Below are 23,210 nucleotides of genomic sequence, written 5' to 3'. Positions count from 1 at the left end.
GCTGTGTGTCCACATTAGATTGGCATCCCACATTTAATCGAGTTTCAGCTTAACCCCAGTTCATTCCAGATTCGCATCACCTGGCGCCGTTCGTCGGCGAACTGATCCCCGGCTACCGTGCCGGCCTCGTTTTGCAAGGCCTGGCGGTGCGCGGCGGAACGGTAGGCCTTGTACACCTCACGCAACAGATGGGCATCGGCGGCGGGCATCAGCCCGACCTGCTCCAAGCCTTCCAGAATGCGGATATTGTCGGTATAGCGCAGCAACGATGGATGTTGCGCAGACCACGCCAAAGCCGCGTATTGCACCATAAATTCAATATCGACGATACCTCCGGCGTCTTGCTTGAGGTCGAACACGGTCGCCGGCTCGAAGGCATTCGCCCCCGTCCCGGCAGCCGTAGCCTTGGTGCCCAGATTGTCGCGCATCTTGGCGCGCATCTCGCTGACTTCCTGGCGCAGCTTCGCCAAGTCACGTTCACGCCCCAGTACTTTAGCCCGTACCTGTTCAAACGCGTGGCCCACATCCTGGCTGCCCACCAGCACCCGCGCGCGGATCAGGGCCTGATGTTCCCAGGTCCAGGCTTCATTTTCCTGGTAGCGCTCAAACGCCCCAAGCGAGCTGACCAGCAAACCGGAGGCGCCGGAAGGTCGCAGGCGCATGTCCACTTCATACAATTGGCCGGAGTTGGTCTGGGTGGTGAGCAGGTGAATGATCCGCTGGCCCAGGCGCGTAAAGAACTGCGCGCCGTCGATGGGTTTGGCGCCATCGGTTTCGGCCTGCGGGTCGCCGTCGTGGACGAACACCAGATCCAGGTCCGAGCCATGCCCCAACTCGATACCGCCGACCTTGCCATACCCCACAATAATGAAACCCGGGTCGCACAGGCTGCCGTCCACCCGCTGTGGCGAGCCATGGCGGGCGACCGTCTGGCGCCAGGCCAGGGCCAGCACTTGTTCGAGAATGGCCTCGGCGAGCCAGGTCAAATAGTCGCTGACCTTCATCAACGGCAGGCTACCGGCAATTTCCGAGGCGGCTACACGCAGGCGGTGGGCCAGTTTGAAGTGCCGCAAGGCCTCCATCTGTTGCTCAAGGTCATCTTCGGGGATGCGTGTGAGGCGCTCACGCAGCTCAGCGGCGAGTTCCGGCGCCAACGGTGGTTTGAACAGGCGGCCTTCGTTGAGCAATTCGTCGAGCAGCAGCGGGAAGCGCGTGATTTGCTCGGCAATCCAGGGGCTGGCGGCGCACAGCGTCAACAAGCGGCGCAGGGCGTCGGGGTTTTCGGTCAGCAGTACCAGATAGGCGGAACGTCGCGCCACGGCCTCCACCAGCGGCAGCACGCGTTCGAGCACCAGATCCGGGTTGGCGTGTTCGACGGCCTGGGCCAGCAAGCGCGGGATAAACGCGTCGAGCCGCTCGCGACCGAGGCGCTGCATAGCGCGCAACTGCGGGCTGCCACGCAGGCCAGCCAGGGCTTTGAGGGCTTTGGGCGCGTCGGTAAAACCGCCTTCGGCCAGTTGGCGACACGCGGCATCTTCGTCCTGGGACTCCTCCCACAACGGTAACCACTCCCCGCCCACCACCAGCTCGCTTTCTGCGCCTTCCTCTTCGTCCGGATCAGCGATCACCTGACGGAAGTGCCAGTCCACCCGGCCACGCCAATACATCAGGCGCTCATGGAACGCGGCCCAATCGGCAAAGCCCAGCATAAAGGCAATGCGCGCCTGATCTTCAGGGCTGTCCGGGAGCATTTGGGTTTGACGGTCGGCGATCGCCTGGATCGCGTGCTCGGTATAACGCAGGAACTCATAACCATTGCGCAACTCCGCGATCACTGCAGGCGGCAAATAGCCCTGGCCTTCCAGCGTGCCGAGCACCATCAGCAACGGCCGCTGTTGCAGGCTCAGGTCGCGGCCACCGTGAATCAACTGGAACGCCTGGGCGATAAATTCCACCTCGCGGATGCCGCCCGAGCCCAGTTTGATGTTCTCGGCCATGCCCTTGCGCCGCACTTCCTGCTGGATCAGTTGCTTCATGGTGCGCAGCGCTTCAATCGCGGAAAAATCCAGGTAACGGCGGTAAACGAACGGGCGCAGCATATCCAGCAATTGCGCACCGGCCACTTGATCGCCGGCCACCACGCGCGCCTTGATCATGGCGTAGCGTTCCCAGTCGCGGCCTTGATCCTGGTAGTACTGCTCCAGCGCATTGAAGCTGAGCACCAGCGCGCCGGCCGAACCGTAGGGCCGCAGGCGCATGTCGACACGGAAGACAAAACCATCGACCGTCATCGGGTCGAGGGCCTTGATCAGTTTTTGACCAAGGCGAATGAAAAACTCCTGGTTGTCCAGCGCGCGCTTCACGCCCACGGTTTCGCCGCCTTCGGGGTAGGCGAAGATCAGGTCGATGTCCGACGACAGGTTCAACTCCACCGCGCCGAGCTTGCCCATGCCAAGAATGACCATGTGCTGGGCTTCGCCGCTGCGCCGGCCGGTGGGTGTGCCGAACTGCACGCAGTGGCGCTGGTACAGCCACTGGTAAGCCTGGTCGATGCTGGCGTCGGCCATGTCGGAGAGGTCGCGACAGGTTTGCACCAGGTCCGCCTGTCGGGTCAGGTCGCGCCAGATAATGCGCACTTGCTGGCGCGTGCGCTGGCGGCGCAGCAGCCGGCCCAACTCATCTTCTGTTTCGGCCTGTTGCACGGCACCGGCGATCTGGCTGCACAGCTCACCGGGCGCAAAGCCGCGGTCCAGCTCGCCCCAGGCCACCAGCTCAAGCAACATCAAAGGGTCACGAACACTCTGTTCAATGACGAAATCACTGGCGGCGCACACCCGGGCAAAGTCGGCCCACCGTTGCGGCGTCCACGCAGAAAGTCCATGATCGGCGTCCAGCGCGGCCACCGCGTCACGAAATGACTGCTCGGCCCGCTGGGCAAAAGGCAAGAGAATGGCCGGCAGTTCGGCCAGCGTTGGAAGGCTCATGGTCTATCCTTGATCGGCGCGTAAAAGGCGTGTGGTTGTGAAGGCAAGAACCACGCTTGGTGAAGGACTGTCGAACAAAGGTTAGAAATAGCTGAAATTAATTTCATCTTGGCAGCCGACATCAAACTTTCACCTTTTCTTGTTCGCAAATGATCAACAATAACGATTATGCTCACCAGCCAGACCGAGCCATACGCTCAGTCTTGTGTAGTTTTACTACTCGTATATACATTCGAAAGGCTGAAATGGCCGACGATTTGTAGTAAAACTACAGGACGCCGAAGCAACCTTCGGCCATCCAAGAATTTATGTCGTCTGCCCACAAGGCCAGTCGCAAACTTCAGGCAACCGATTCTGGTAGCCTTTCCGCCCTGGAGCAAGCCATGCAAGACCTCGATCCCGTCGAAACCCAGGAATGGCTGGACGCCCTGGAATCGGTTCTCGACAAAGAAGGCGAAGACCGTGCTCATTATTTGATGACCCGTATGGGCGAACTCGCGACCCGCAGCGGCTCGCAATTGCCCTACGCCATCACCACGCCATACCGCAACACCATCCCCGTTACCCACGAAGCACGCATGCCTGGCGACCTGTTCATGGAACGCCGCATTCGCTCGCTGGTACGTTGGAACGCCATGGCGATGGTAATGCGCACGAACTTGAAAGATTCTGACCTGGGCGGTCACATCTCCAGCTTCGCTTCCAGCGCAACCCTGTATGACATCGGCTTCAACTACTTCTTCCAGGCCCCGACCGACGAACACGGCGGCGACCTGATCTACTTCCAGGGCCACACTTCTCCAGGCGTTTACGCCCGTGCGTTCATGGAAGGCCGCATCACCGAAGAACACATGAACAACTTCCGCCAGGAAGTGGACGGTAACGGCCTGTCGTCGTACCCGCACCCTTGGCTGATGCCTGATTTCTGGCAGTTCCCGACGGTATCCATGGGCCTTGGCCCGATCCAGGCGATCTACCAGGCACGCTTCATGAAGTACCTGGAAGCCCGTGGCTTCATCCCTGAAGGCAAGCAGAAAGTCTGGTGCTTCCTGGGCGACGGCGAGTGTGACGAGCCGGAATCCCTGGGCGCCATCTCCCTGGCCGGCCGCGAGAAGCTCGACAACCTGATCTTCGTCATCAACTGCAACCTGCAGCGCCTCGACGGCCCGGTTCGCGGCAACGGCAAGATCATCCAGGAACTCGAAGGCGTGTTCCGCGGTGCTCAGTGGAACGTGACCAAAGTCATCTGGGGCCGTTTCTGGGACCCACTGCTGGCCAAAGACGTCGACGGTATCCTGCAACGTCGCATGGACGAAGTCATCGACGGCGAGTACCAGAACTACAAAGCCAAAGACGGCGCGTTCGTACGTGAACACTTCTTCAACACGCCTGAACTCAAGGCAATGGTTGCAGACCTGTCCGACGACGAGATCTGGAAACTCAACCGTGGCGGCCACGACCCGTACAAGGTCTACGCGGCGTACCACGAAGCGGTCAACCACAAAGAACAACCGACCGTCATCCTGGCCAAGACCATCAAGGGTTATGGCACCGGTGCCGGCGAAGCGAAGAACACGGCGCACAACACCAAGAAAGTGGATGTTGAAAGCCTGAAGCTGTTCCGTGATCGCTTCGACATCCCGGTCAAGGACGAAGAGCTGGAGAACCTGCCGTTCTTCAAGCCGGAGCCAAACAGCGCCGAAGCCCGCTACCTCAGCGAGCGTCGCACAGCACTGGGCGGTTTCGTGCCACAGCGCCGCGCCAAGTCCTTCGACATTCCTACACCGCCACTCGATACCCTCAAGGCTATCCTGGACGGCTCGGGCGACCGTGAAATCTCCACCACCATGGCGTTCGTGCGCATCCTGGCGCAGTTGGTCAAGGACAAGGAAATCGGTTCGCGTATCGTCCCGATCATCCCGGACGAAGCCCGTACCTTCGGTATGGAAGGCATGTTCCGTCAGCTGGGCATCTACTCCTCCGTCGGCCAGCTCTACGAGCCAGTCGATAAAGACCAGGTGATGTTCTACAAGGAAGACAAAAAGGGCCAGATCCTCGAAGAAGGCATCAACGAAGCGGGCGCCATGAGCTCCTTCATCGCTGCCGGTACTTCGTATTCGAGCCACAACCAGCCGATGCTGCCGTTTTACATCTTCTACTCGATGTTCGGCTTCCAGCGTATCGGCGACCTGGCGTGGGCAGCAGGCGACAGCCGTACCCGTGGTTTCCTGATCGGCGGCACCGCCGGCCGCACCACGCTGAACGGCGAAGGCCTGCAACACGAAGACGGTCACAGCCACATCCTGGCTGCCACCATCCCGAACTGCCGCACCTTTGATCCAACCTACGGCTATGAGCTGGCGGTGATCATCCAGGACGGCATGAAGAAGATGACCGAAGAGCAGCAGGACGTTTTCTACTACATCACTGTGATGAACGAGTCTTACCAGCAACCTGCCATGCCGGCCGGTGTTGAGGAAGGCATCATCAAGGGCATGTACCTGCTCGAAGAAGACACCAAGGAAGCGGCGCACCATGTGCAGCTGATGGGCTCCGGCACCATCCTGCGTGAAGTGCGTGAAGCGGCGAAGATCCTGCGTGAAGAGTTCAACGTCGGCGCTGACGTGTGGAGCGTTACCAGCTTCAACGAACTGCGTCGCGACGGCCTGGCGGTGGAGCGCAACAACCGCCTGCACCCAGGTCAGAAACCAGCCAAGAGCTACGTCGAAGAGTGCCTGGCCGGCCGTAAAGGTCCAGTCATTGCCTCTACCGACTACATGAAGCTGTTTGCTGAACAGATTCGCCAGTGGGTCCCGTCCAAGGAATTCAAAGTCCTGGGCACCGACGGTTTCGGCCGCAGTGACAGCCGCAAGAAGCTGCGTCACTTCTTCGAAGTTGACCGTCACTTCGTGGTGTTGGCAGCCCTGGAAGCCTTGGCTGACCGTGGTGAGATCGAACCCAAGGTGGTAGCAGACGCTATCGTCAAGTTCGGGATCAACCCGGAAAAACGCAACCCACTGGACTGCTGAGGAGATTTTTTGTGAGCGAACTCATTCGCGTACCTGACATCGGCAGCGGTGAAGGTGAAGTAATCGAGCTGTTTGTGAAGGTCGGCGACAAAGTCGAAGCTGACCAGAGCATCCTGACCCTGGAGTCGGACAAGGCGAGCATGGAAATTCCTGCTCCCAAGGCCGGCGTGGTCAAGAGCCTGAAAGTGAAGCTGGGCGACCGCCTCAAAGAAGGCGACGAACTGCTGGAACTGGAAATCGAAGGCGCCGCTGATGCGGCCCCTGCGCCAGCCCCGGCTGCCGCTGCTGCACCCGCACCTGCCGCTGAAAAACCTGCTGCCGCTGCCGAGACCCCTGCGGCCCCGGCTCCGGCTGCTGCCACCGTTCAGGACATTCATGTTCCGGACATCGGTTCGTCGGGCAAGGCCAAGATCATCGAGCTGCTGGTCAAGGTCGGCGACACCGTCGAAGCCGACCAGTCGCTGATCACCCTGGAGTCCGACAAGGCCTCCATGGAAATCCCTTCGCCGGCTGCCGGCGTGGTGGAAAGCATTGCGGTCAAGCTGGAAGACGAAGTCGGCACTGGCGATTTCATCCTCAAGCTCAAAGTACAAGGCGCTGCACCTGCTGCTGCGCCAGCACCGGCTGCTGCTCCGGCTGCCAAGGCTGAAGCTGCTCCGGCCGCTGCTGCACCTGCCGCACCGGCTGCAAAAGCCGAGGCCGCACCGGCCCCTGCGGCTGCTGCGCCTGCGCCAAGCGGTGCCAAGGTTCACGCCGGCCCTGCCGTGCGTCAGCTGGCCCGTGAGTTCGGCGTTGAGCTCAACGCTGTGTCGGCCACCGGCCCGCACGGTCGTGTGCTCAAAGAAGACGTGCAGGTCTACGTCAAGGCCATGATGCAGAAAGCCAAGGAAGCTCCGGCTGCCGGCGCTGCTACGGGCGGCTCGGGCATTCCACCGATCCCGGTCGTGGACTTCAGCCGCTTCGGCGAAACCGAAGAAGTGCCGATGACCCGCCTGATGCAAATCGGCGCGTCGAGCCTGCACCGCAGCTGGCTGAACATCCCGCACGTGACTCAGTTCGACCAGGCCGATATCACCGACCTGGAAGCTTTCCGCGTTGCGCAAAAAGCCGTGGCCGAAAAAGCCGGCGTGAAACTGACCGTGCTGCCACTGCTGCTCAAGGCCTGCGCGCACCTGCTCAAGGAGCTGCCGGACTTCAACAGTTCGCTGGCACCAAGCGGCAAGGCGATCATCCGCAAGAAGTACGTGAACGTAGGTTTCGCGGTGGATACCCCGGACGGCCTGCTGGTTCCTGTGATCAAGAACGTTGATCAGAAGAGCCTGCTGCAACTCGCCGCTGAAGCTGCTGCACTGGCTGCCAAGGCCCGCGACAAGAAGCTCACCGCCGACGACATGCAAGGCGCGTGCTTCACCATCTCCAGCCTCGGTCACATTGGCGGCACTGGCTTCACGCCAATCGTCAACGCGCCGGAAGTGGCGATCCTGGGTGTGTCCAAGGCCACTATCCAGCCTGTGTGGGACGGTAAAGCGTTCCAGCCCAAGCTGATGCTGCCGCTGTCGTTGTCCTACGATCACCGTGTGATCAACGGCGCTGCTGCTGCCCGCTTCACGCAGCGCCTGAGCCAACTGCTCAACGACATCCGTACCATCTTGCTGTAAGCCTTCAACGGGCCTCCCTGTCACCGGGGAGGCCTGGCACTACCGATTTCCGAGCGCCACGCTCGTACCTCAACCCCGCCACTTGGCGGGGCTTTTTTTGGGCGCCCGTTGAACACGCAAAACAGGTTTGTACACCTTCCATCACCCCGATTGCAGAAATCCCCCGCGCGGCCGATAACAGGGTTATAGCACTTAGCCTTCATCCTCTCTTGTCAGTGCGTGCTGCATGATGCAACCTTGCCGCAAATGACAGTAAAGAGGGCGTGAGCCCGGCGCCGTGCGCATCTTCCCAAGCGAGTTTCCCCCATGAAAAGCCAACCCGATGTCGCCCGTATGGCGGCCGAGGTAGTGACGCAATTACCGGTGCCTTCGCGCCTCGGTATGCTGCGTTTCGAGCGGCTTAATGAGGCAAGCTGGGCGCTGCTGTACCTGGACCCTAACTGCGAGCGCCAATTCGGCCTGCCGGCGGTGGAACTGTGCGCCTTGATCGGTACCCCTTACGCCAGCCTGATGGAACCCCAGGCGCGCTATCAACTGCATGACACCATCCAGCAGCAGCTGGCCCATAGCCCGCATTACCTGGTGCGCTACACCCTGCACACCAACGATGGGCCCTTGAGCCTGCTGGAGATGGGTGAGGCGTATAAACAGCACAATCGCCACCTGTTGCGCGGCTACCTGATGGTGGTCGATGGCCTGTTCAGCGAAATCCCGATGGCAGCCCCGACCGCCGACCTGGAAAACCAGAACAGCCGCCTGCAGATCGCCCTGGAACTCAACCAGCGTGCCCAGCAGGAACAACTGCAACACCTTGAACGGGTACGCGCCCAACAGGAGCTGATCCTGCTGCTGGCGCGCCAGCGCTACACCACACCGAATTCGCTGCAAGAAGCCGCCGAGCTGATTACCCGCAGTGCCTGCGATATCTACCAGATCGACTGCGCCAGCATCTGGAACCTCGAAGGCCAGCGCCTGGTGCCGATCTCGGCCTACCACCGCGACGACCAGCAGTACCACTTGCCCGAAGCGATCGACGCCAGCGGCTTCCCGGACTACCTGGAAGCCCTGCATTCGAGCCGCGCCATCGACGCCACCCACGCGATGCGCGACCCGCGCACCCGGGAAATGGCCGAGAGCCTGCGCGCCAAGGACGTCCACGCCATGCTCGACGCCAGCATCCGCGTGGATGGCCAGGTGGTCGGTGTGTTGTGCCTGGAGCAAAGTGGCAGCTCGCGTGCCTGGCAGTCGGATGAGATCGCCTTTGCCGGCGAGTTGGCGGACCAGTTCGCGCAAGTGATCAACAACCACAACCGCCGCACCGCCACCAGCGCCTTGCACCTGTTCCAACGCGCAGTTGAGCAAAGCGCCAACGCCTTTCTGCTGGTCAATTGCGACGGCGTGGTGGAGTACGTCAATCCAAGCTTTACCGCGATCACCCAGTACAGCGCCGAAGAAGTCCACGGCCATCGCCTGGCGCAGCTGCCGGCGTTGGAAAACCTCAGCGAACTGCTGTTCGATGCACCGTCGAGCCTGGCCAAGAGCAACAGCTGGCAAGGTGAATTCAAGAGCCGGCGCAAAAACCTGGAACCCTATTGGGGCCAGCTGTCGATCTCCAAGGTGTATGGCGACAACCGTGAGTTGACCCACTACATCGGCATCTACGAAGACATCACCCAGACCAAGCTCGCGCAGCAGCGTATCGAGCGCCTGGCCTACACCGACAACCTGACCAACCTGGGCAACCGCCCGGCGTTTATCCGCAACCTTGATGAGCGCTTCGCCCGCGACAGCGACAGCCCGATCAGCCTGCTGCTGGTGGACATCGACAACTTCAAGCGGATCAACGACAGCCTCGGCCACCAGACCGGCGACAAGCTGCTGATCAGCCTGGCCCGGCGCCTGCGCAACAGCCTGAGTGCCGGCGGCAGCCTGGCGCGTTTTGCCAGTAACGAGTTCGCGGTACTGCTGGACGACACCGACCTTGAGACCGGCCAACAGGTGGCCAGCCAATTGCTGACCACCCTCGACAAGCCGATGTTTGTCGACAACCAGCTGATCAGCGTCACCGGCTCCGTGGGCCTGGCCTGCGCGCCGCTGCACGGCCGCGACCCGCAAACCCTGATGCGTAACGCAGGCTTGGCGCTGCACAAGGCCAAGGCCAACGGCAAGCATCAGGTGCAGGTCTTCACCGAGGCGTTGAACACCGAAGCCAGCTACAAGCTGTTCGTGGAAAACAACCTGCGCCGCGCCCTGACCCAAAACGAGCTGGACGTGTTCTACCAGCCCAAGCTGTGCCTGCGCAGCGGCCGCTTGCTGGGCATGGAAGCACTGTTGCGCTGGAACCACCCGGAAAAGGGCATGATCCGCCCCGACCAGTTCATCAGCGTGGCCGAAGAAACCGGGCTGATCATCCCCATCGGCAAATGGATCGCGCGCCAGGCCTGCCGCATGAGCAAACAATTGAGCGCAGGCGGCATGGGTAATCTGCAGGTGGCGATCAACCTGTCGCCCAAGCAGTTCTCCGACCCGGACCTGGTGGCGTCGATTGCCACCATCCTCAAGGAAGAGCAACTGCCGGCCAACCTGCTGGAGCTGGAGCTGACCGAGGGTTTGCTGCTGGAAGCCACCGAAGACACGCGCCTGCAACTGGACCAGCTCAAGAGCTTCGGCCTGACCCTGGCCATGGACGACTTCGGCACCGGCTACTCGTCGCTGAGCTACCTGAAAAAATTCCCCATCGACATCATCAAGATCGATCGCAGCTTTATCCATGAAATCCCGGACAACCAGGACGACATGGAAATCACCTCGGCGGTTATCGCCATGGCCCACAACCTCAAGCTCAAGGTGGTGGCCGAGGGCATCGAGACGGCCGAACAGCTGGCGTTCCTGCGCCGCCACCGCTGCGATGTAGGCCAGGGCTACCTGTTCGACCGGCCGATCCCCGGCGCAGAGCTGTTGGAAAAGCTTAAACGCTACCCGCGCGGGCCAATCGCCTGACAGCGCTGTAACACTCGGGCACACTGGCTGTCTGTCTTAATACATAACTCAATCTGACTGAGAGGACTGATCATGGTCTTGCGCTCGGAAATTCTGGTGAACAAAAACGTGCTGCCGACTCAAGAACAAGCTTTGCCTGGCCGTGAAACGCCGATGAACCTGCCGGAAACTCACTTCGTCAACGGCAACCCGCTGCTCGGCCCCTTTGTCGACAACGTAGAGTTCGCGATCTTCGGCCTCGGGTGCTTCTGGGGTGCCGAACGACGGTTCTGGCAGCGCGACGGCGTGGTCAGCACCGTGGTCGGTTACGCCGGCGGTTACACGCCGAACCCGACGTACGAAGAAGTCTGCTCGGGCCTGACCGGCCACAGCGAAGTGGTATTGGTTGTGTTTGACCAGGACAAGATCAGCTATGAAGAACTGCTGAAAATGTTCTGGGAATTGCACAACCCCACCCAGGGCATGCGCCAGGGCAACGACATCGGCACCCAATACCGCTCGGTGATCTACGCGGTGAAACCTGAGCATCTGGAGGCGGCCAAGGCCAGCGCCGATGCCTATCAGGCTCAATTGTCCAAGGCGGGCCTGGGTGTGATCACCACAGAAATCGAAGAAGCCCCGACGGTGTATTTCGCCGAGGCATACCACCAGCAATACCTGGCGAAGAATCCGCAAGGCTATTGCGGCATCGGCGGTACCGGCGTGACCTGCCCTATCTAAGGGCAAGACCGATGATGATCGTTCCCACGCTCCGCGTGGGAATGCCGACAGGGACGCTCTGCGTCCGCTCTTGAGGCGTGACGCGGAGCGTCACAAGATGCATTCCCACGCAGAGCGTGGGAACGATCAGCCTCCTGATTACTCAGCGATGAGCCAATCCATTTGCCACCCACCCTGGGTCTGGCCAAGTTTTTTGGACAGCCACGGCAGCAGCTCACGCAGCTCCTCCTCCAGGCCCCACGGCGGGTTGGCAATCGCCAGGCCCGAGCCGGTCAGGGTGTTGGGCGTATCCAACGGATGCACCAGCAATTCCACACGCAGCAGCTTCGGCGCGCCGGTGCCGGCCAGGTCCTGGTAGAAACGCCGCAGCATGCGCTGGTCTTTCACCGGGTACCAGATCGCCGCGACCGTCTGGCGCATACGGCTGACCGCTTCCTTGAGGGACGCCGCGCAGCGCTGCATTTCATCGAGCTGTTCAAACGGCGGATCAATCAGCATCAACGCGCGTTTTTCCGGCACCGGCAGCAAGGCACGCGGCACGTGCCAGCCTTCGCCCAAGTGCACTTTGACCCGGCGATCACCCTTCATGTTGTCCTTGAGCAGCACGCCGTCTTCCGGGTGCTTCTCATTGAGCAACACACGGTCCTGGGGCCGCGTGAGGCGGCGCGCCAGCTCCGGGGAGCCTGGGTAGTAGCGCAACTGGCCGTCCGGGTTCATCTCGTGCAGCACACGCATGTAGTCGGCGGTGAGTGGCGGCAGGTCGCTCTCGCCCCACAGGCGTGCAATGCCTTCCAGGTATTCGCCGGTGCGGTTGGCCTGGTCGCCCTGCAAGTCGTACAGCCCAATCCCGGCGTGGGTGTCGAGATAGGCGAACGGCTGTTCCTTGCGCGACATCAGGGCGATGAGGCGGGTCAGGGTCAGGTGTTTAAAGACATCGGCGTGGTTGCCGGCGTGAAAGGCGTGACGATAATTCATGGTTGCTCCTGCGCAGGGGGCGAAGTTTACCTTCTACGCAAGCAAAGGTGCAGGGCTGCGTGTCGGGTGGCGCTTATGTCGCAAAGGCAGACGCACTGCCGAAAACAATCTATGCCGGCTGTGGGAGCTGGCTTGCCTGCGATGGCATCGCCGCGGTATTACCCGTACACCGCGGTGATGCTATCGCAGGCAAGCCAGCTCCCACATTGTCTGGGGGCAACTCTGGAATCCAAGGAGGTCAACCCGCATCATGAAAGACGCCACCATTGCATTGCACCACGGCTTCAAGTCGGACCCGACCACCAAGGCCGTCGCCGTGCCGATCTACCAGAACGTCGCCTTCGAGTTCGATAATGCCCAGCATGGCGCCGACCTGTTCAACCTGGACGTGCCCGGCAACATCTACACACGCATCATGAACCCCACCAACGACGTGCTGGAGCAGCGCATTGCCGCCCTTGAAGGCGGTATCGCCGCCCTGGCCGTATCGGCAGGTAGCGCGGCAATCCACTATGCAATCCAGACCCTGACCCGTGCCGGTGACAATATCGTCACCACGCCCCAGCTTTACGGCGGCACCTACACCTTGTTCGCCCACCTGCTGCCAAGCTTTGGCGTCGACGTGCGCTTCGCCCGCGACGACTCTGCCCAGGCCATCGCCGAACTGATCGACGACAACACCAAGCTGGTCTACTGCGAAAGCATCGGCAACCCCGCGGGCAATATCATCGACATTCAAGCCCTGGCTGATGTCGCCCATGGGCGCGGCGTACCACTGATGGTGGATAACACCGTGGCCACGCCGATCCTGTGCAAGCCGATTCAGTTCGGCGCCGACATCGTGGTGCACTCGGTCACCAAATACGTGGGCGGCCATGGCAACTCCCTGGGCGGTGTCATCGTCGACAGCGGCACCTTCCCCTGGACCCGATACCCGGAAAAATTCCCCGGCCTCAACCAACCGGAGCCGGCCTATCACGGGGTGGTTTACACGGAAAAGTTCGGCCCCGCCGCCTTCATTGCCCGCGCCCGCACCGTGCCGTTGCGCAACACCGGGGCTGCGCTGGCGCCGATGAATGCATTTCTGTTGCTGCAAGGCCTGGAAACCCTGGCCTTGCGCATGGAACGCCATACCGAAAACGCGCTGAAGGTTGCGCAATTCCTGCAAGGCCACGCCGAGGTGGAATGGGTCAGCTACGCCGGGTTGCCGGACCACCCGCACCACGCCCTGGCGCAGAAATACATGCAGGGCAAACCCTCGGCGATCCTGTCATTCGGCTTGAAGGGCGGCTATGACGCGGGCGTGCGTTTCTACGATGCGCTGCAAATCTTCAAGCGGTTGGTGAATATTGGCGATGCCAAATCCCTGGCCTGCCACCCCGCATCCACCACTCACCGGCAAATGAACGAGCAGGAACAGGCCAAGGCCGGCGTGAAGCCGGAGATGATTCGCCTGTCGGTCGGCATTGAGGCGATTGAAGACCTGATCGAGGACCTGCAACAGGCCCTGGCCTCAACGCAACTCTGAAGCCAAATAACCCGCCAGCGCTTGAGGGCTGACGCCGGGCCTGCGCGAAAAGTAGGCGACCTTGTGCTGCAAGGTCGCAGGCGTAAACGCGGTGTAGAGGTCCGGGCGTTGTTCTTCGAGCCATTGCAGCAGGTTGCCGATCAGCACCTGGGGCGAGTGCTCGGCCAAGTGCTCAAGCAGCGACGCCGGCACTTGCCACCATGGGCTGGCCTTGGCTGCCGTGGCCGGGCCGGTGCTGACGGCCAGCGGCTGGCCATTGATCAGGTAGCGCTGAAACACCGGCAACACGCGTGCGGCCTCGTCGCCCAGCTTCTGCAAAATGGGCAGCCAGTGAGCGCCATCCCAAAAACGCAAAAACACCGCCTGCTCATCCGGCAACAACACTTTGGTCAAGCCTTGCAGGTGCGCAGTCACCTTCTCCGGCGGGCTGGACGAGACCGCGAGCCAACCCCAGTCCGTTGCCTCGGTGCTGGCGACCCAATCAAGGAAGGCACTGCCCGGCTCAACAATGCCCACATAAGGCATGACTTCGACCCAATCGGCGTAAGCCGTACCGGCCCATATCGAATGCGGCAATTTCCCCGGCGCCAGGGTTTGCCATGCATTAAGCGGCCTGGCTTCGCTGGCGCTGCCCAACACCGCGTAGAGCTGCTCTTCGGGTTGTAGCGGCCACTGTGCAAGCCAGGCGCCGGGAACCATGGGCTGAGACATCGGGATAAATTCCATTTAAGGGTGAGAGTGTTCCGGGATATCACACTGGCCGTTCTTGCAGCGCTCACACTCTTCGCAAAACGGCGCACTGCGCTTGAGGCTGGCAACCTGTACGCCACTGAGTGGTGCAGCAACAGCCGCTGACAACTTATCGGTGACACCCGGCATCAACGGCATCGGCACGGCAGCGGGCGCACCGCCAACCTGAATCGGCACACTGCTGAAAATCCCGGCGGCCGACAGTGTGATCGATTGCCCTCCGGCCTGGATGGTCACGCTGGCGCCCGCATCGATGACCACGCTGTGCCCGGCGCCGATCTGGATGGTCCGCCCGGCCCGCACCTGCTGCGAGCCACCGACGACCAGATGATCATCCTGCTTGAGTTCAGTCAGGCGATTGCCATGGGTGATGCGCTGCTCTTCACCCAGCAGCTCATGGCGGGATTCGCCGCCCACCTTCACCTGCCGCTGGTTATCGACCTGTACCTGCTGGTCATGCAACACATGTTCGGTCCAGTCCCGCTGGGCGCGCAGATAGATTTCCTCGGCGCCCTTGCGGTCTTCGATGCGTAGCTCGTTGTAGCCGCCGCCACCTGGGCTGCTTTGGCTGCGAAAGATGCTGCGGGTTTTGTCTGCCGGCAGGTCGAGCGGCACAGGATTTGCCGCATTGGGCAAGCAGCCCATCACCAGCGGCATATCTATGTCGCCATTCACGAAACCTACCAACACCTCCATGCCGACCCTGGGGATCAGCACCGCACCATAACGGTCGTGGGCCCAGCCGCTGGCTACCCGCAGCCAGCAACTGGAATGCTCGTTATGCTCCCCATCGCGATCCCAGGCCATTTGCACTTTGACGCGACCGTATTCGTCGCAGTGGATCTCACTGTCTGCCGGCCCTGTGACCACCGCGTTCTGGTAACCGGATATTTGCGGGCGGGACAGGATCAGCGGCGATCGAAACGGCACGTCCCAAGGTGTTGCATGAAAATCGTTGTTGTAGCCCTGATGCGATTCATCGCCAGGGGCTGACTCCTCCAATACTTGAGGCTGATGCCCCACATGGTGCACATGGGTGACCAGCCACAAATCATTCCATTCCTGACGAGGGTGACCGGTCATCTTCAGGAACTGCCCGGTGACCAACGCCGGTTGGTCGCTGAAACCGCTGGCTTTTCGATAATCGCTGCGATGACGTTCCAACCGTCGCTGCGCCTGGTACTTGCCATGCTCGCGATCCGTGAAGTAACCGGGGTAGAGCTGCTCACACAGGGCGGGGCCTTGCTCGCCGGATGCTGCGCTTTCCAATAGAAGTCTCGGCTTCTTGAAATCGTAGTCGCGCAGATCGACACCGGTCGTGCTGGTTTCCAATGCCAGGGTAAAGCGCTTGATCGCCGGCGTATCGGCAACCATCCCGGTACCGGGCGAGTAAGGGGTGGTTTGATCCTGCTGGATGAAGACACTCTGGTCGTCGCCGAACACCAGCAGGTGACGCTCGGGGCTGTGCTGGAAGTGGTAGTGAATGCCCGACTCGTCACACAAGCGTTGAATGAACTCAAGGTCGGTTTCACCGAACTGAACACAGTACTCACGTTCGGGGTACTTGCCGCTCAGTTGAAACGCGAAGGTGTCAGCCTGGATCGCCTGGGCTTCCAACACTTGCGCAATGATCTTGGGCACAGTCTGTTTCTGGAAAATCCGCTGGTGCGTACTGTGATGCAGATAAGCCAACTGCGGCACCAAGGTGATCTGGTAACGGGTAAGGCGCTTGCCCGTATCGCCCTGGGCCACCTTATGCACCAGGCCGTGAATACCGTGGCCATCAGCGTCAAACCCCAGGAAAGCCTGACGGTGCATCAGACTTTCAAGGTCAAGATCGGCTTGTTCGCTGACCAGTTCAAGATCAAAGCTAAAGGGCAGGCTAAGAAATTCACTCCCGGAGAACCCATAGATTTTTAGATCACTGGGTTTCCCATCGAGGGCCAGGGTAAACGCGCTTTCGTTGGCAGGAGCGAACATCCGGTGTTTCTCTGCGAGGAGTGGGTGAGCGATTCTGCACCAGCTTTTCACCCACCAGAGCGCACCACAGGCAAATCAGTAAGCTCCTACAACCTGGGTGCCGGATTCTTCATGTAGCTGGCGGAGAAGGCACGCCAAAGCCGTGCTAGCGTAAAGTGCCTACTCACCGGATCACTGGAAAAAGTCTGATCACGACGCCGTGGATGTGGCACGCGGCCTATGTGCTGATCATCTTCGGCGAAGCGCTCACCGCTGTGCTGCTGTCACTGTGGCGCGCGCGGCACGCAGTCGGCGCCGATTTCAACCGCGCCAAGGCAGGCGCAACCGCCAGCCTGACCCTCGGTTTTGTGGTGTGGTTCTTTGGTTTTATGGTGGTGGGCGGTGAGTGGTTTCTGATGTGGCAATCTCATCAGTGCAATGGCCAATCAGCCGGAGGCTGGCTGAACTGACAGCGGGACGCGGAGCGTCCGGGGTGGCATTCCCACGCGGAGCGTGGGAACGATCAAAAAAAGGCCCGCCATCCAAAGGATGCGGGCCTTCTTTCTAACTCAATTGGCGCTAAACGCCCACCGAGTTACTTGTTGAGGTTGTAGTCTTTTTCCGCTGCATCAAAGCGCTCGACCATACCGGCAGTCGGTGCGCCCATCTTGCTCACGAAATAGATCGCCAGGCTGGCGAAGATAAAGCCCGGGATGATTTCGTACAGGCCCAGCAGATTGAAGTGCTTCCACACGATCACGGTGATCGCGCCGACCAGGATACCGGCCAGTGCGCCGTTACGCGTCATGTTTTTCCAGATCACCGAGATCAGCACCACTGGGCCGAACGCAGCGCCGAAGCCTGCCCAGGCGTAGCTCACCAGGCCCAGTACGCGGTTGTCCGGGTTGGCGGCCATGGCGATGGCGATCAGGGCCACCAACAGCACCATCGCGCGACCCACCCACACCAGTTCAACCTGGGAGGCGTTTTTGCGCAGGAAGGTTTTGTAGAAGTCTTCAGTCAGCGCGCTGGAGCACACCAGCAGTTGGCAGCTCAGGGTGCTCATCACCGCCGCCAGGATCGCCGACAGCAGCACGCCCGCGATCCACGGGTTGAACAGCAGCTTGGCCAGTTCGATGAACACACGCTCGTGGTTCTCGTTAACCGGGCCGGCCACTTCCGGGTGCGCCGAGAAGTAAGCGATACCGAAGAAGCCCACCGCCACGGTGCCGGCGAGGCACAGGATCATCCAGGTCATGGAGATGCGACGCGCCTTGGCGATCGACTTTACCGAATCCGCCGCCATGAAACGCGCGAGGATGTGCGGCTGGCCGAAGTAGCCCAGGCCCCAGCCCATCAGCGAGATGATGCCGATGAAACTGGTGTTTTTGAGCATGTTGAAGTTGTCGGGGTTCTTGGCTTCGATCGCCAGGAACGTGGTGTCGACGCCACCGGTGGCCAGCAGCACGATGATTGGCGTGAGGATCAGCGCGAAGATCATCAGCGTGGCTTGTACGGTGTCGGTCCAGCTGACCGCCAGGAAACCGCCAACAAAGGTGTAGGCAATGGTCGCCGCAGCACCGGCCCACAGCGCTGTCTCGTAGGACATGCCGAAGGTGCTTTCAAACAGACGGGCGCCGGCCACGATGCCGGACGCGCAGTAGATGGTGAAGAACACCAGGATCACCACCGCCGAGATAATCCGCAGCAGGCCGCTTTTATCTTCGAAACGGCTGGAGAAGTAATCCGGCAGCGTCAGGGCGTCACCGTTGTGCTCGGTCTGCACCCGCAAGCGACCGGCCACGAACAGCCAGTTGAGGTAGGCACCGACGATCAGGCCGATGGCAATCCAGCTTTCCGACAGGCCGGACATGTAGATCGCGCCCGGCAAGCCCATCAGCAACCAGCCGCTCATGTCCGAGGCACCGGCCGACAAGGCCGTGACCACGCTACCGAGGCTGCGACCGCCGAGGATGTAATCAGAAAGGTTATTGGTGGAGCGATAGGCCATGAAGCCGATCAGCACCATTGCTGCGATGTAGATCACGAAGGTGATCAGGGTTGGATTGCTAACGCTCATAGGAGTGACGCCCTGGCTTTGTTTTTATGTAGCAGCGGTCTGGCAGACGGCCACCCATTGGTTACGGGTAGACGAAACGGCGAGCCGCGCATTTATGACTGGCGTTTCCCCAGGAAAGCCGCCAGCCGATGAACCGACCCTTGCGGGTGGTTGCACCTTGGTCGCGAATGCTATTCAACAAAGTAAATAAGGTGCAACCAGTTTCTTGAGAATAAGTTGCACCTTGATGTGTTTTCGCGGAAATACCGGTTTTTTGCTCCTTTTCGGAGCAAGAACAGCCGATCTCAGAAGCAAATGCACCAAGACGCAGCGGATTCAGTCGAGGGCCGGAATTTTTCCGGATCACGATCGAAAAATTCCTGAACAATTTGGGTTGCACCCGGTTGCACCTCTTCATGCGCAAAGCTAATCTTGCCGCCAGCAGATGCCACTCGGTAGTGGCACCCATGAGGATAAAAAGATGGCAACGACCACCCTTGGGGTCAAACTCGACGACCCGACCCGCGAACGCCTGAAGGCGGCCGCGACCTCCATTGATCGCACGCCGCACTGGCTGATCAAGCAGGCGATTTTCAATTACCTGGAGAAACTCGAGGGTGGTGCAACCCTGACCGAGCTCAATGGCTCGGGCAGCAAGGACGCTGAAGACGCCGGCGAAGTGCAACCGGACCACGCCCACCAGTGCTTCCTGGAGTTTGCCGAAAGCATCCTGCCGCAATCGGTACTGCGCGCCTCGATCACCGCCGCTTACCGTCGCCCGGAGCCGGAAGTGGTGCCGATGCTGATCGAGCAGGCCCGCCTGCCGCAGCCAATGGCCGAGGCCACCAACAAGCTGGCCGCCTCGATTGCCGAAAAACTGCGCAATCAGAAGAGCGCCGGCGGCCGTGCCGGTATTGTTCAGGGCCTGCTGCAAGAATTTTCCCTGTCGTCCCAGGAAGGCGTGGCCCTGATGTGCCTGGCCGAAGCGCTGCTGCGCATCCCGGACAAGGGCACCCGCGACGCGCTGATCCGCGACAAGATCAGTACCGGCAACTGGCATCCGCACCTGGGCAACAGCCCGTCGCTGTTCGTTAACGCCGCCACCTGGGGCTTGCTGCTGACCGGCAAACTGGTCGCCACCCATAACGAAGCGGGCCTGACCTCGTCCCTGAGCCGCATTATCGGCAAGAGCGGCGAGCCGATGATCCGCAAGGGCGTCGACATGGCCATGCGCCTGATGGGCGAGCAGTTCGTCACCGGCGAAACCATCGCCGAAGCCCTGGCCAACGCGAGCAAGTTCGAAGCCAAGGGTTTCCGCTATTCCTACGACATGCTCGGTGAAGCCGCGCTGACCGAACACGACGCCCAGAAGTACCTGGCCTCGTACGAACAAGCCATTCATTCCATCGGCAAAGCCTCCCACGGCCGTGGGATTTATGAAGGCCCGGGCATCTCCATCAAACTCTCGGCACTGCACCCGCGTTACAGCCGTGCGCAGTACGAGCGCGTGATGGACGAGTTGTACCCGCGCCTGCTGTCGCTGACCTTGCTGGCCAAGCAATACGACATCGGCCTGAACATCGACGCCGAAGAAGCCGACCGCCTCGAGCTGTCGCTGGATCTGCTCGAGCGCCTGTGCTTCGAGCCGCAACTGACCGGCTGGAACGGCATCGGCTTCGTGATCCAGGCGTACCAGAAGCGTTGCCCGTATGTGATCGACTACGTCATCGACCTGGCACGCCGCAGCCGCCATCGCCTGATGATCCGCCTGGTAAAAGGCGCGTACTGGGACAGCGAAATCAAGCGCGCCCAGGTTGAAGGCCTGGAAGGCTACCCGGTGTACACCCGCAAGGTGTACACCGACGTTTCCTACATTGCCTGCGCACGCAAACTGCTGTCGGTACCGGAAGTCATCTACCCGCAGTTCGCCACGCACAACGCCCACACGCTGTCGGCCATCTACCATATCGCCGGTCAGAACTATTACCCTGGCCAGTACGAGTTCCAGTGCCTGCACGGCATGGGCGAACCGCTGTACGAGCAGGTTGTAGGCAAGGTTTCCGATGGCAAACTGAACCGTCCGTGCCGCGTGTACGCACCGGTCGGCACCCACGAAACGCTGTTGGCGTACCTGGTACGTCGCCTGCTGGAAAACGGCGCCAACACTTCATTCGTCAACCGCATTGCCGACCACACCATCTCGATTCAGGAGCTGGTGGCCGACCCAGTGGCCAACATCGAGCAGATGGCCACGCTGGAAGGCGGCTTCGGCCTGCCGCACCCGCGTATCCCGCTGCCGCGCGACCTGTATGGCAGCGACCGCGCCAACTCGGCCGGTATCGACCTGGCCAACGAACATCGCTTGGCGTCGCTGTCTTGCGCGCTGCTGGCCACCGCGCATAACAACTGGAAAGCCACGCCGATGCTGGGCTGCGCTTCCAGCACTGAAGCTGCTGCACCGGTGCTGAACCCGTCCGATCTGCGTGACGTGGTGGGCCATGTACAGGAAGCCACCGTCGAAGACGTCGACAATGCGATCCAGTGCGCGATCAACGCCGGCCCGATCTGGCAGGCCACCCCGCCTGCCGAACGTGCCGCAATCCTGGAGCGCGCCGCCGACTTGATGGAAGGCGAGATCCAGCCGCTGATGGGCCTGCTGGCCCGTGAAGCCGGCAAGACCTTCGCCAACGCCATCGCCGAAGTGCGTGAAGCCGTGGACTTCCTGCGTTACTACGCAGTGCAGGCGCGCAACGATTTCACCAACGATGCCCACCGCCCATTGGGCCCGGTGGTCTGCATCAGCCCGTGGAACTTCCCGCTGGCCATCTTCAGCGGCCAAGTGGCCGCCGCACTGGCCGCCGGTAACCCGGTACTGGCCAAGCCTGCCGAACAAACCCCGCTGGTGGCGGCACAAGCCGTGCGCATCCTGCTCGAAGCCGGTATCCCGGAAGGCGTGCTGCAACTGCTGCCGGGCCAGGGCGAAACCGTCGGTGCCCGTCTGGTCGGTGATGATCGCGTCAAAGGCGTGATGTTCACCGGTTCCACCGAGGTGGCGCGCCTGCTGCAACGCAATGTCGCCGGTCGCCTGGATGCCCAGGGCCGCCCGATCCCGTTGATCGCCGAAACCGGTGGCCAAAACGCGATGATCGTCGACTCTTCGGCACTCACCGAACAAGTGGTGATCGACGTCGTTTCCTCGGCCTTCGACAGCGCCGGCCAGCGTTGCTCGGCCCTGCGTGTACTGTGCCTGCAGGAAGATTCGGCAGACCGCGTGATCGAAATGCTCAAGGGTGCCATGGCTGAATGCCGCCTGGGCAACCCGGAGCGCTTGTCGGTGGATATCGGCCCGGTGATCGACGCCGAAGCCAAGGCCGGCATCGAGAAACACATCCAGGCCATGCGCGACAAAGGCCGCAACGTGTACCAGGTGGCGATCGCCGACGGCGAAGAGATCAAGCGCGGCACCTTCGTGATGCCAACCCTGATCGAACTGGAAAGTTTCGACGAGCTGCAACGCGAAATCTTTGGCCCGGTACTGCACGTGGTGCGCTACAAGCGCAAAGAGATCGACCAGCTTATCGGCCAGATCAATGCCTCCGGCTACGGCCTGACCCTGGGCGTGCACACGCGCATCGACGAGACCATCGCCAAGGTGATCGACAACGTGCATGCCGGTAACGTCTATGTGAACCGCAACATCGTCGGTGCCGTGGTCGGTGTGCAACCGTTCGGCGGCGAAGGCCTGTCGGGTACTGGCCCGAAAGCGGGCGGCCCGCTGTACCTGTACCGCCTGCTGTCGACGCGCCCTACGGATGCCATCGAGCAATCCTTCGTGCGCGGCGACAAGCTCGCTGCACCGGACGTGCGTCTGCGTGATGCCATGAGCCAACCGCTGACCGCCCTGAAAACCTGGGCCGACAGCAATAAGTTCAGCGACCTGAGCGCCCTGTGCAGCCAGTTCGCCGCGCAATCGCAAAGTGGTATCACCCGCCAACTGGCCGGCCCGACCGGCGAGCGCAACAGCTACGCCATCCTGCCCCGCGAGCACGTGTTGTGCCTGGCGGAAGTGGAAGGCGACCTGCTGACGCAACTGGCGGCGGTATTGGCTGTGGGCGGTTCGGCGGTATGGCCGGAAACTGACCTGACCAAGGCCTTGTTCCCACGCTTGCCGCGGGAAGTTCAGGCGAAGATCAAGCGTGTGGCTGACTGGACCAAGGATGAAGTGGTGTTCGACGCGGTCGTGCACCACGGCGATTCCGACCAACTGCGTGCGGTGTGCCAGCAAGTGGCGCAGCGCGGTGGCGCGATTGTTGGGGTGCATGGTTTGTCGCAAGGTGAGACGGCGATTGCGCTGGAACGCCTGGTGATCGAGCGGGCGTTGAGCGTTAACACCGCTGCGGCCGGTGGTAATGCGAGCCTGATGACTATCGGTTAACCACCACTGATCGTTCCCACGCTCTGCGTGGGGATGCAGCCAGGGACGCTCTGCGTCCCAAAGCGTGACGCGGAGCGTCACAAGAGGCATTCCCACGCGGAGCGTGGGAACGA

General features: G+C 61.2%; 12 protein-coding genes and 1 pseudogene. 7 read left to right on the top strand and 6 right to left on the bottom strand.

What is annotated here, in order from left to right; translation table 11 throughout:
• Positions 1-44: 44 nt before the first annotated feature.
• Positions 45-2,984 carry a bifunctional [glutamate--ammonia ligase]-adenylyl-L-tyrosine phosphorylase/[glutamate--ammonia-ligase] adenylyltransferase gene (glnE, locus tag BLV67_RS11365; RefSeq protein ID WP_069786817.1) on the bottom strand — a complete coding sequence of 980 codons (2,940 nt, stop codon included), beginning with the start codon at positions 2,982-2,984 and terminating at the stop codon, positions 45-47.
• Positions 2,985-3,367: 383 nt separating this feature from the next.
• On the opposite strand from glnE, the gene aceE reads away from it, so the two are divergent.
• The 4 genes from aceE (at position 3,368) to msrA (ending at position 11,391) form a co-directional block, all read left to right on the top strand.
• Complete coding sequence (aceE, locus tag BLV67_RS11360; RefSeq protein WP_017138519.1) at positions 3,368-6,013, top strand: pyruvate dehydrogenase (acetyl-transferring), homodimeric type; 2,646 nt, start codon at positions 3,368-3,370, stop codon at positions 6,011-6,013.
• An 11-nt stretch (positions 6,014-6,024) separates the two neighbouring features.
• The gene (gene aceF, locus BLV67_RS11355) at positions 6,025-7,671 is read left to right on the top strand and encodes a dihydrolipoyllysine-residue acetyltransferase (protein WP_065930718.1); all 1,647 of its coding nucleotides are present in this window, start codon (positions 6,025-6,027) and stop codon (positions 7,669-7,671) included.
• Positions 7,672-7,977: 306 nt separating this feature from the next.
• On the top strand, positions 7,978-10,671 hold the full coding sequence (locus tag BLV67_RS11350; RefSeq protein WP_069786816.1) for a putative bifunctional diguanylate cyclase/phosphodiesterase: 2,694 nt from the start codon (positions 7,978-7,980) through the stop codon (positions 10,669-10,671).
• A 72-nt stretch (positions 10,672-10,743) separates the two neighbouring features.
• Entirely contained in the window at positions 10,744-11,391 is a 648-nt protein-coding gene (gene msrA, locus BLV67_RS11345) for a peptide-methionine (S)-S-oxide reductase MsrA (RefSeq protein WP_056860574.1), read from the top strand.
• A 138-nt stretch (positions 11,392-11,529) separates the two neighbouring features.
• Here the strand turns inward: msrA and BLV67_RS11340 are convergent, their stop codons facing one another.
• The gene (locus tag BLV67_RS11340) at positions 11,530-12,366 is read right to left on the bottom strand and encodes a 23S rRNA (adenine(2030)-N(6))-methyltransferase RlmJ (protein WP_017138523.1); all 837 of its coding nucleotides are present in this window, start codon (positions 12,364-12,366) and stop codon (positions 11,530-11,532) included.
• 250 nt (positions 12,367-12,616) lie between these two features.
• Between BLV67_RS11340 and BLV67_RS11330 the strand changes: the two genes are divergently transcribed.
• Positions 12,617-13,894 (top strand): O-acetylhomoserine aminocarboxypropyltransferase/cysteine synthase family protein, encoded by a 1,278-nt coding sequence (locus tag BLV67_RS11330; RefSeq protein ID WP_065930720.1) that lies wholly within the window; start codon positions 12,617-12,619, stop codon positions 13,892-13,894.
• Here the strand turns inward: BLV67_RS11330 and BLV67_RS11325 are convergent.
• Positions 13,880-14,605: a DUF4123 domain-containing protein gene (locus BLV67_RS11325; RefSeq protein ID WP_065930721.1), complete on the bottom strand. Its 726-nt coding sequence runs from the start codon at positions 14,603-14,605 to the stop codon at positions 13,880-13,882. The two genes, BLV67_RS11330 and BLV67_RS11325, sit on opposite strands and share 15 nt — an antisense overlap.
• A 15-nt stretch (positions 14,606-14,620) precedes the next feature.
• Positions 14,621-16,624, bottom strand: coding sequence for a type VI secretion system Vgr family protein (locus tag BLV67_RS11320; RefSeq protein ID WP_069786815.1), 2,004 nt, complete (start codon positions 16,622-16,624; stop codon positions 14,621-14,623).
• A gap of 188 nt (positions 16,625-16,812) precedes the next feature.
• Here BLV67_RS11320 and BLV67_RS11315 point away from each other — a divergent pair.
• Positions 16,813-17,055 (top strand): annotated as a pseudogene (locus BLV67_RS11315) (DUF2165 family protein); the annotation flags it as partial.
• Between the two features lie 143 nt (positions 17,056-17,198).
• On the opposite strand, the gene putP reads toward BLV67_RS11315, so the two are convergent.
• Both putP and BLV67_RS32415 read right to left on the bottom strand, forming a co-directional pair.
• Complete coding sequence (putP, locus tag BLV67_RS11310) at positions 17,199-18,683, bottom strand: sodium/proline symporter PutP (protein ID WP_068931482.1); 1,485 nt, start codon at positions 18,681-18,683, stop codon at positions 17,199-17,201.
• Positions 18,684-18,744: 61 nt separating this feature from the next.
• Positions 18,745-19,062: a hypothetical protein gene (locus BLV67_RS32415; RefSeq protein ID WP_141722711.1), complete on the bottom strand. Its 318-nt coding sequence runs from the start codon at positions 19,060-19,062 to the stop codon at positions 18,745-18,747.
• An 81-nt stretch (positions 19,063-19,143) separates the two neighbouring features.
• On the opposite strand from BLV67_RS32415, the gene putA reads away from it, so the two are divergent.
• The gene (putA, locus tag BLV67_RS11305; protein WP_069786814.1) at positions 19,144-23,097 is read left to right on the top strand and encodes a trifunctional transcriptional regulator/proline dehydrogenase/L-glutamate gamma-semialdehyde dehydrogenase; all 3,954 of its coding nucleotides are present in this window, start codon (positions 19,144-19,146) and stop codon (positions 23,095-23,097) included.
• The last annotated feature ends 113 nt before the right edge of the window (positions 23,098-23,210 follow it).

The sequence above is a fragment of the Pseudomonas salomonii genome, assembly GCF_900107155.1.
In the GTDB taxonomy this organism is placed as follows: Bacteria; Pseudomonadota; Gammaproteobacteria; order Pseudomonadales; family Pseudomonadaceae; genus Aquipseudomonas; species Aquipseudomonas salomonii.
The sequence above is the reverse complement of the archived record's forward strand: the minus strand, read 5'-3'. Positions and strand labels throughout refer to the sequence as shown.

Bases quoted from the DNA above. Each gene is read 5' to 3' on its own strand.
- putP (WP_068931482.1), bottom strand. From the start codon at position 18,683: ATGAGCGTTAGCAATCCAACCCTGATCACCTTCGTGATCTACATCGCA.
- BLV67_RS11325 (WP_065930721.1), bottom strand. From the start codon at position 14,605: ATGTCTCAGCCCATGGTTCCCGGCGCCTGGCTTGCACAGTGGCCGCTA.
- BLV67_RS11320 (WP_069786815.1), bottom strand. From the start codon at position 16,624: ATGTTCGCTCCTGCCAACGAAAGCGCGTTTACCCTGGCCCTCGATGGG.
- glnE (WP_069786817.1), bottom strand. From the start codon at position 2,984: ATGAGCCTTCCAACGCTGGCCGAACTGCCGGCCATTCTCTTGCCTTTT.
- aceE (WP_017138519.1), top strand. From the start codon at position 3,368: ATGCAAGACCTCGATCCCGTCGAAACCCAGGAATGGCTGGACGCCCTG.
- putA (WP_069786814.1), top strand. From the start codon at position 19,144: ATGGCAACGACCACCCTTGGGGTCAAACTCGACGACCCGACCCGCGAA.
- BLV67_RS11340 (WP_017138523.1), bottom strand. From the start codon at position 12,366: ATGAATTATCGTCACGCCTTTCACGCCGGCAACCACGCCGATGTCTTT.
- BLV67_RS11350 (WP_069786816.1), top strand. From the start codon at position 7,978: ATGAAAAGCCAACCCGATGTCGCCCGTATGGCGGCCGAGGTAGTGACG.
- BLV67_RS11330 (WP_065930720.1), top strand. From the start codon at position 12,617: ATGAAAGACGCCACCATTGCATTGCACCACGGCTTCAAGTCGGACCCG.
- msrA (WP_056860574.1), top strand. From the start codon at position 10,744: ATGGTCTTGCGCTCGGAAATTCTGGTGAACAAAAACGTGCTGCCGACT.